Origin of the sequence: Rhizorhabdus sp., from assembly GCF_018006725.1 — a bacterium.
In the GTDB taxonomy this organism is placed as follows: domain Bacteria; phylum Pseudomonadota; class Alphaproteobacteria; order Sphingomonadales; family Sphingomonadaceae; genus Rhizorhabdus.
Window position 1 is genome coordinate 1 of record NZ_JAGMXV010000199.1, and the last position, 8,396, is coordinate 8,396.

Genomic DNA, 8,396 nt, shown 5'->3' on the forward strand with positions numbered 1-8,396 from the left:
CAGCTATCCAGCGGCAAGTTCGCGATCGTCGAGAAGTCGCATGAGTTCACCCTTGTCCCATGGCGGCCGGTCATCGACCGCCAGCTCGGCCGTGAGGTCATGGGCATCGTGCAGGGCGGATCTGTGTCGTGGCAGTTGGGACGGCAGAGAGGATTGGAGCTTTGATACAGACTGCCCTGCCCTGGAGGCGGCCACGGATAGCCGACCTTCCAGCAAACGGGCAGTATCGAGGTGTGCTCGCCCCCACGCCAACCGTCCGATTTGTCAGCCACGGCATCCAAAACCTCGACGCTTCGGATTTCCTGTTGCTTCTCGCCGGAACGGATATTCTTTGATCGGCTCCATCTCTCTTGCCGGTCGGAGCCTTTATGTCGGGAACCCGTGTCCTCTGGGGACAAGTCGCCATCGTCCTTGCGATCGTGTTCACCGCCATTTGGTGCGCGACGGAATGGACGGCGTGGCGTCTTGGCTTCCAGCCGCAGCTCGGACAGCCGTGGTTCGAGGTTGCGGGCTGGCCGGTCTATTACCCGCCGATCTTCTTCTGGTGGTGGTTCTCGTTCGACGCCTATGCGCCTTCTATCTTTCTTGAGGGCGCCGCAATCGCGGTATCGGGTGGACTCGTCTCGATCGTCGTCGCCATCACCCTGTCGGTGCTCCGGGCACGCGAGGCGAAGAACGTCGTCACCTACGGCTCGGCGCGCTGGGCCGGACCGAACGAGATCAGGGCAGCCGGATTGCTCGGCGCGGACGGCGTGGTCCTCGGCCGCTACGACCGCGACTATCTCCGCCATGATGGCCCGGAGCATGTGCTCTGTTTCGCGCCGACCAGATCGGGCAAAGGCGTGGGTCTCGTGGTGCCGACCCTGCTCACATGGCCCGGCAGCACGATCATTCACGACATCAAGGGCGAGAATTGGGGGCTGACCGCCGGCTTCCGCTCCCGGCACGGCCGCGTGCTGCTGTTCGATCCGACCGATCCAACCTCGTCAGCCTATAATCCTCTGCTCGAGGTGCGGCGCGGCGACAAGGAAGTCCGTGACGTGCAGAACATCGCCGACATCCTCGTCGATCCCGAAGGCGCGCTCGACAAGCGCAACCATTGGGAAAAGACCAGCCATTCGCTGCTGGTCGGCGCGATCCTGCACGTCCTCTACGCGGAAAGCGACAAGACGCTGGCGGGTGTCGCCAACTTTTTGTCCGACCCGAAGCGGCCGGTCGAGGCGACGTTGCGCGCCATGATGAACACGCCCCACCTGGGCAAGGCCGGCGTCCATCCCGTCATCGCGTCGTCGGCGCGCGAGCTGCTCAACAAGAGCGACAACGAACGATCCGGCGTGCTTTCGACCGCCATGTCGTTCCTCGGCCTCTATCGCGATCCAGTGGTGGCGAAAGTGACCGCGCGCTGCGACTGGCGCATCGCCGATCTCGTCGCTGGCGATAGGCCCGTCAGCCTCTATCTCGTGGTGCCGCCGTCGGACATCAATCGCACCAAGCCGCTGATCCGCCTGCTGCTCAATCAGGTCGGGCGTCGATTGACCGAAGACCTGAAGACCTCGGCCAATCGCCACCGGCTGCTGTTGATGCTCGATGAGTTCCCGGCGCTCGGCCGGCTGGATTTCTTCGAGTCCGCGTTGGCCTTCATGGCGGGCTACGGGATCAAGAGCTTCCTGATCGCGCAGAGCCTCAACCAGATCGAAAAGGCTTATGGCGCCAACAACAGCGTGCTCGACAACTGCCATGTCCGCGTTGCCTTCGCCACCAACGACGAACGCACCGCAAAGCGTGTGTCGGACGCACTCGGCACCGCGACCGAATTGCGCGATTCCACCAACTATGCCGGCCACCGGCTTTCCCCCTGGCTGGGGCACCTCATGGTCTCGCGGCAGGAGACGGCCAGGCCGCTGCTCACCCCCGGCGAGGTAATGCAGCTTCCGCCCGCCGACGAACTGCTGCTGGTCGCGGGCGTGCCGCCGGTGCGGGCGAAGAAGGCCCGCTATTACGAGGATGCGCGATTCCGCGAACGCATCCTGCCGCCCCCGAAACCCGCAATCACGAAAGGCCCGGCCAAGCCACCTGCCGATGATTGGTCCGCGCTGGCGATCCCGACCGCACCCGCCGGGATGAAGACCATTACCGGAACCAGCTCGATCACCGATCCGGCCAATGCCGGTATCCGCCGCGAGCCGGAACTTCCCGAGCATGAGGAGATCACACCGCCCGAACGCCCGGCTATTGGAGAGTTCGCCCTGCTCGACGACGAACCGGACGTGGACGCCGCAAAAGCCCGCAACCTTCGTCACCAGGTCACATCCGTCGCCCGGCAAGCGGCGATGGACCCGGCCGATGGCATCGAACTGTAGCAGGGCTGGCCATGCAGACCAAAACCCGCATGAACGTCTATTTCGAGCCGGAACTGCTGAAGAAGGTCGAGGCGCTGGCGCTCCGGCGTCGCGTCTCGAAGTCCGCGGTCATCGAAGCCGCCGTCGCCTCCTTCCTCTCCGCCGACGCCTCCGAACGGCTGGAGGCCGTTTTTGCTCATCGCATGGACCGGATCGGCCGCCAGATCGACGGCATGGACGAAGATCTCGCCATTCTCGGCGAGACGCTCTCGCTGTTCATACGGTTCTGGATGACCCTCACCCCGCCATTGCCTGACGCCGCACATCCATCGGCGCGCGCCAAGGGCACGGAACGGTTCGAGGGTTTCCTGCTTACACTCGGCCGGAAGCTGGCAACCGGCGATCGGTTCCTCAAAGACCTGTCGCGCGACATCGACTCGCGACGCGACAAGGCTGCCGATCCAGAGTGAATGTCGGCAAAACACGATCGGCATGAATACTCGACTCCGCCGTTCTCCTGTATTTGCGCGCCACGCTACTACTACGACAGAGTCTTGTTGAACCGGCCCGATTTCTGGCTCTTTTAATCATCCCCGTCCGGGGACCGTCTGAGTTCTCCCCGGCTGGATCGGGGATCAGATGGCGGTTTCGCAGTACAAATCGGAAGGGCTGGCGCGCGGTGCGCGGATGCTGCGCACCGCGCTCGGCCCCGCCATCGCCAACTTCTTGGAAGACGCCTCCGTCGTCGAGGTGATGCTGAACCCCGATGGGCGCATCTGGATCGACCGGCTATCCGAGGGGCTGGCCGATACGGGCGAACGCCTGTCGCCCGCCGATGGCGAACGCATCGTGCGACTTGTCGCCCATCACGTCGGCGCCGAAGTCCATGCCGGCAGCCCGCGCGTCTCGGCCGAACTGCCCGAGACGGGAGAGCGGTTCGAGGGGTTGTTGCCGCCGGTGGTTTCGGCCCCGGCCTTCGCCATCCGCAAGCCCGCGGTCGCGGTATTCACGCTCGACGATTACGTCGGCGCCGGGATCATGTCCGCCACGCAGGCCGAGGCGCTGCGGGGCGGGGTCGCCGGCCGCGCCAACATCCTCGTCGCCGGCGGCACCTCGACGGGGAAGACGACGCTGACCAATGCGTTGTTGGCCGAGGTAGCGAAGACCTCCGATCGCGTCGTCATCATCGAGGACACGCGCGAGCTGCAATGCGCCGCGCCCAATCTCGTCGCCATGCGGACGAAGGACGGCGTCGCCTCGCTCTCCGACCTCGTTCGCTCCTCGCTCCGCCTGCGCCCCGACCGCATCCCGGTCGGCGAAGTGCGCGGCGCTGAGGCCCTCGACCTCCTCAAAGCCTGGGGCACCGGCCATCCCGGCGGCGTCGGCACGATCCACGCCGGCAGCGCCATCGGTGCGCTGCGGCGGATGGAACAGCTCATCCAGGAAGCCGTCGTCACCGTTCCGCGCGCGCTGATCGCCGAGACGATCGACCTCGTCGCCGTGCTCTCGGGCCGCGGCTCCGCACGCAGACTCTCCGAACTCGCCCGCGTCGAGGGCCTCGGCCCGGACGGCGATTACCGCGTCACGCCCGCCAACGCCCCCGCCTCCAGGAGCGACGACCGCGCGGCCTCTCTTATCCCCACCAGCCTCGAAGGAGAACACCTGTGATCCAACGCCTGCATCAAACGCGCCATCACCTCGTCTCGGCGTTGTCCGTCGCCGTGCTTTCCGTGGTGATGGCGGCGCCCGCCCATGCCTCCGGCTCGTCCATGCCGTGGGAAGCCCCGCTGCAATCCATCCTTCAGTCGATCGAGGGTCCGGTGGCCAAGATCGTCGCCGTCATCATCATTATCACGACCGGCCTGACGCTGGCCTTCGGCGACACCTCCGGCGGCTTCCGCCGGCTGATCCAAATCGTCTTCGGGCTGTCGATCGCATTCGCGGCGTCGAGCTTCTTCCTGTCGTTCTTCTCGTTCGGCGGCGGAGCGCTCGTCTGATGGCGGGCGTGGCTGACGACGTGCCGGGGTTCAGCGTGCCGGTTCACAGGGCGCTGTCCGAGCCGATCCTGCTCGGCGGCGCTCCGCGCGCCATCGCCATCATGAACGGCACGCTGGCGGGCGCGCTCGGCCTGGGCTTGCGTCTCTGGCTGATCGGCATCGTCGTCTGGGCCATCGGCCATTTCGCGGCGGTGTGGGCGGCCAAACGCGATCCGCTGTTCGTCGATGTCGGCCGCCGGCACCTGCGCATCCCAGCGCACCTCACGATTTGAGGGGTGCGCGCCGATGATGAACCTCACCGAATATCGCAACAAGAACAGCCGACTCGCCGACTTCCTGCCTTGGGCGGCGCTGGTCGGCACGGGCGTCGTGCTCAACAAGGATGGCAGCTTCCAGCGCACGGCGCGCTTTCGTGGTCCCGATCTCGACTCCGCTGTCCCGGCCGAATTGGTCGCCGTCGCCGGGCGTCTCAACAACGCTTTTCGCCGCCTCGGCTCGGGCTGGGCGATCTTCGTCGAGGCCCAGCGCCATCCTTCCAACCGCTATCCCGATAGTCGTTTTCCCGATGCCGCTTCCGCCCTGGTCGACGCCGAGCGCAAGGCCGACTTCGAGGAGGCCGGGGCGCATTTCGAGTCCAGCTATTTTCTGACCTTCGCCTGGCTCCCGCCGGCCGAAGACGCGGCCCGCGCCGAAGGCTGGCTCTACGAAGGCCGCGAGACGAAGGGTTTCGATCCGCACGAGGCGCTGGACGGCTTCACCGACCGCACGGACCGGCTGCTGCGCCTGATCGAACCCTTCATGCCTGAATGCCGCTGGCTCGATGACGGCGAGACGCTGACCTATCTCCATGGCTGCGTCTCCACGCACCGGCACCGTGTCCGCGTTCCCGAGACGCCGATCTACCTCGATGCGCTGCTGGCCGATCAGCCGCTGACCGGCGGGCTGGAGCCCCGCCTCGGGCGGGCGCATTTGCGCGTTCTCACCGTCACCGGATTTCCGACAGCGACGACGCCGGGCTTGCTCGACGAATTGAACCGGCTGGCCTTCCCCTATCGGTGGAGCACCCGCGCGATCCTGCTCGACAAGACCGACGCAACCAAGCTCCTGACCAAGATCCGCCGCCAGTGGTTCGCCAAGCGCAAATCGGTCGCCGCGATTCTCAAGGAGGTGATGACCAACGAAGCATCCGTCCTGGTGGACACCGATGCGTCGAACAAGGCGGCGGACGCCGATCTCGCGCTCCAGGAACTCGGCGCCGACTATGCCGGCATCGCCTATGTCACCGCGACGGTGACGGTGTGGGACGCCGATCCGCGCGCCGCCGACGAGAAGCTGCGCCTGGTCGAGAAGGTCATTCAGGGCCGCGACTTCACCGCGATGGCCGAGACCATCAACGCGGTGGACGCCTGGCTCGGCAGCCTGCCCGGACACGTTTACGCCAATGTCCGGCAGCCGCCGATCTCCACCCTCAATCTCGCCCACATGATACCCTTGTCAGCGGTGTGGGCGGGGCCGGAACGGGACGAGCACTTCGCAGCGCCCCCGCTGCTGTTCGGCAAGACCGAAGGCTCGACCCCGTTCCGGTTTTCTCTCCATGTCGGCGATGTCGGCCATACGCTGATCGTCGGCCCGACTGGCGCCGGCAAATCCGTTCTGCTGGCGCTGATGGCCTTGCAGTTCCGGCGCTACGCAGGCGCACAGGTGTTCGCCTTCGATTTCGGAGGTTCGATCCGGGCCGCGGCGCTGGCGATGGGCGGCGATTGGCATGACCTCGGCGGCGATCTGTCCGGTGGATCGGAAGCCTCCGTCAGCCTTCAGCCGCTGGCCCGCATCCACGATGTTCCCGAGCGCGCCTGGGCCGCCGACTGGATCGTCGCCATCTTGACCCGTGAAGGCGTCGCCATCACGCCGGAGGTGAAGGAGCACATCTGGACGGCGCTGACCTCGCTGGCCTCGGCGCCGGTCGAGGAACGCACCATCACCGGCCTTTGCGTGTTGCTCCAGTCCAACGACCTCAAGCAGGCGCTTCGCGCCTATTGCATCGGTGGCCCCTATGGGCGGCTGCTCGACGCCGAACGCGAGCATCTCGGCACGGCGACCGTGCAGGCGTTCGAGACCGAGGGGCTGATCGGCACCGGCGCCGCGCCTGCCGTCCTCTCCTACCTCTTCCACCGCATCGAGGACCGCCTCGACGGATCGCCGACCCTTCTCATCATCGACGAGGGCTGGCTCGCGCTCGACGACGAAGGCTTCGCCGGCCAGATCCGCGAATGGCTGAAGACGCTTCGCAAGAAGAACGCCAGCGTCGTCTTCGCCACGCAATCGCTCTCCGACATCGACGGCTCGTCCATCGCGCCCGTCATCATCGAGAGCTGCCAGACCCGGCTGCTCCTGCCGAACGAGCGCGCCATCGAGCCGCAGATCACCGCGATCTATCGCCGCTTCGGCCTCAACGACCGCCAGATCGAGATCATCGCGCGGGCCATGCCCAAGCGCGACTACTACTGCCAAAGCCGCCGCGGCAATCGCCTGTTCGAGCTGGGGCTGTCGGACGTCGCCCTCGCGCTCTGCGCTGCTTCCGCCAAGACCGACCAATCCGCAATCACGCGGCTGCTCGCCGAACACGGGCAGGCCGACTTCCTCGTCGCCTGGCTCCGCAACCGCGATCTCGGCTGGGCGGCCGACCTCATTCCAACGCTCACCCTGAAGGAGAAACTGCCATGACCTTGCCTCGCTCCCGCGCGGCCCGGCTCGCCGCCGCGCTGCTCCTCGCGCCTGTCGCGCTCGCCCCAATACTGGCGACGCCGGCGCAGGCCCAATGGACCGTGTTCGACCCCACGAACTATGTGCAGAACGTGCTGACGGCCGCCCGCAGTCTTCAGCAGATCACCAACCAGATCACCTCGCTTCAGAACGAAGCGCAGATGCTCATCAATCAGGCCCGTAATCTGGCCAGCCTGCCCTATTCGTCGCTGCAACAGCTTCAGCAGTCGGTGCAGCGCACGCAGCAACTGCTCCAGCAGGCTCAGAACATCGCCTACGACGTCCAGAAGATCGACCAGGCGTTCCAGACCAAATACGCCAATATGTCGATGTCGGCGTCGGACAAGCAACTGATCGCCGACGCCCGGACCCGCTGGCAGAATACGGTGGGCGGTCTGCAAGACGCCATGCGTGTGCAGGCCACGGTCGTCGGCAATATCGACACCAACCGCACGCAGATGTCGGCGCTGGTCGGCGCCAGCCAGTCGGCGACCGGCGCCTTGCAGGCGACACAGGCCGGCAACCAGCTCCTCGCCCTCCAGGCCCAGCAGCTCGCCGACCTCACCGCCGTCATCGCCGCCAACGGGCGGGCACAGGCGCTGCAATCGGCCGAACAGGCCGCTGCCGCCGAGCAAGGCCGCGAACAGCGCCGCCGTTTCCTGACGCCGGGGGCCGGCTACCAGCCCGGCAACGCGCAAATGTTCCGCGGTAACTGAGGGCGACCCGATGGACGGCAAGATCCTCGCGCGCATCGGCGCTGTCGTCTTCGTCGCGATCGCGGTCACGGCGACCGCGATCGAGATGACCCGCAAGGACGAACGGCAGAACAGCCCGACGGCGCAGACGCGCACCGTGAGGGAACGCGATCCGCTCGGCGCGGAGCTGGCGCGGTGCAGCGCCATGGGCGAAGCCGGGCCGCGCGATCCGTCCTGCCTGCGAGCGTGGGCCGAAAACCGCAAGCGTTTCCTCGGTCAGTCGGCTCCGGCTCCGGCGCCGGCTGAACCGGCGACACTGTTCCCAAACGCCCCCGCCGACGCGGCTCGCGGCAACGCCACGCCCGCCATCCCGGCGGAACCGTCCCAGCCGGAGGCACGCTGATCGTGGGCGGCACCGGCGTCATCGACCATTTTCTCGAGGTCTTCACCCGCTACATCGACGGCGGCTTCGGTCTTCTGCAACCCGAGGTCGGCTTCATCGCCACGACGCTGATCGTCATCGACGTAACGCTCGCCGCCCTGTTCTGGAGCTGGGGCGCGGACGAGAACATCATCGCCCGGCTGGTGAAGAAGACGCTGTT

General features: G+C 66.4%; 9 protein-coding genes and 1 pseudogene. All 10 read left to right on the forward strand.

The window, feature by feature from the left end:
- The coding region (locus tag KAY22_RS20880; RefSeq protein WP_296625177.1) for a DUF3363 domain-containing protein at window positions 1-165 on the forward strand (165 nt) is incomplete at its 5' end.
- A gap of 203 nt (window positions 166-368) precedes the next feature.
- Window positions 369-2,360, forward strand: a complete 1,992-nt coding sequence (locus KAY22_RS20885; protein WP_296625168.1) for a conjugal transfer protein TraG — start codon at window positions 369-371, stop codon at window positions 2,358-2,360.
- An 11-nt stretch (window positions 2,361-2,371) separates the two neighbouring features.
- Window positions 2,372-2,809, forward strand: a complete 438-nt coding sequence (locus tag KAY22_RS20890; protein WP_296625169.1) for a CopG family transcriptional regulator — start codon at window positions 2,372-2,374, stop codon at window positions 2,807-2,809.
- A gap of 169 nt (window positions 2,810-2,978) precedes the next feature.
- A complete protein-coding gene (gene trbB / locus KAY22_RS20895) occupies window positions 2,979-4,007 on the forward strand; it encodes a P-type conjugative transfer ATPase TrbB (RefSeq protein WP_296625170.1) in 1,029 nt (342 codons plus the stop codon).
- Complete coding sequence (locus tag KAY22_RS20900) at window positions 4,004-4,336, forward strand: TrbC/VirB2 family protein (protein WP_296625171.1); 333 nt, start codon at window positions 4,004-4,006, stop codon at window positions 4,334-4,336. Before trbB ends, KAY22_RS20900 begins: the two co-directional genes overlap by 4 nt.
- Window positions 4,336-4,608, forward strand: a complete 273-nt coding sequence (locus tag KAY22_RS20905; protein WP_296625172.1) for a VirB3 family type IV secretion system protein — start codon at window positions 4,336-4,338, stop codon at window positions 4,606-4,608. The genes KAY22_RS20900 and KAY22_RS20905 overlap by 1 nt, the downstream gene beginning before the upstream one ends.
- A 13-nt stretch (window positions 4,609-4,621) precedes the next feature.
- Window positions 4,622-7,060, forward strand: coding sequence for a conjugal transfer protein TrbE (gene trbE, locus KAY22_RS20910; RefSeq protein ID WP_296625173.1), 2,439 nt, complete (start codon window positions 4,622-4,624; stop codon window positions 7,058-7,060).
- Window positions 7,057-7,815: a P-type conjugative transfer protein TrbJ gene (gene trbJ / locus KAY22_RS20915; protein ID WP_296625175.1), complete on the forward strand. Its 759-nt coding sequence runs from the start codon at window positions 7,057-7,059 to the stop codon at window positions 7,813-7,815. The genes trbE and trbJ overlap by 4 nt, the downstream gene beginning before the upstream one ends.
- 10 nt (window positions 7,816-7,825) lie before the next feature.
- A complete protein-coding gene (gene trbK-alt / locus KAY22_RS20920; RefSeq protein ID WP_296625176.1) occupies window positions 7,826-8,197 on the forward strand; it encodes a putative entry exclusion protein TrbK-alt in 372 nt (123 codons plus the stop codon).
- A gap of 2 nt (window positions 8,198-8,199) precedes the next feature.
- Window positions 8,200-8,396: pseudogene (locus KAY22_RS20925) on the forward strand (P-type conjugative transfer protein TrbL); the annotation flags it as partial.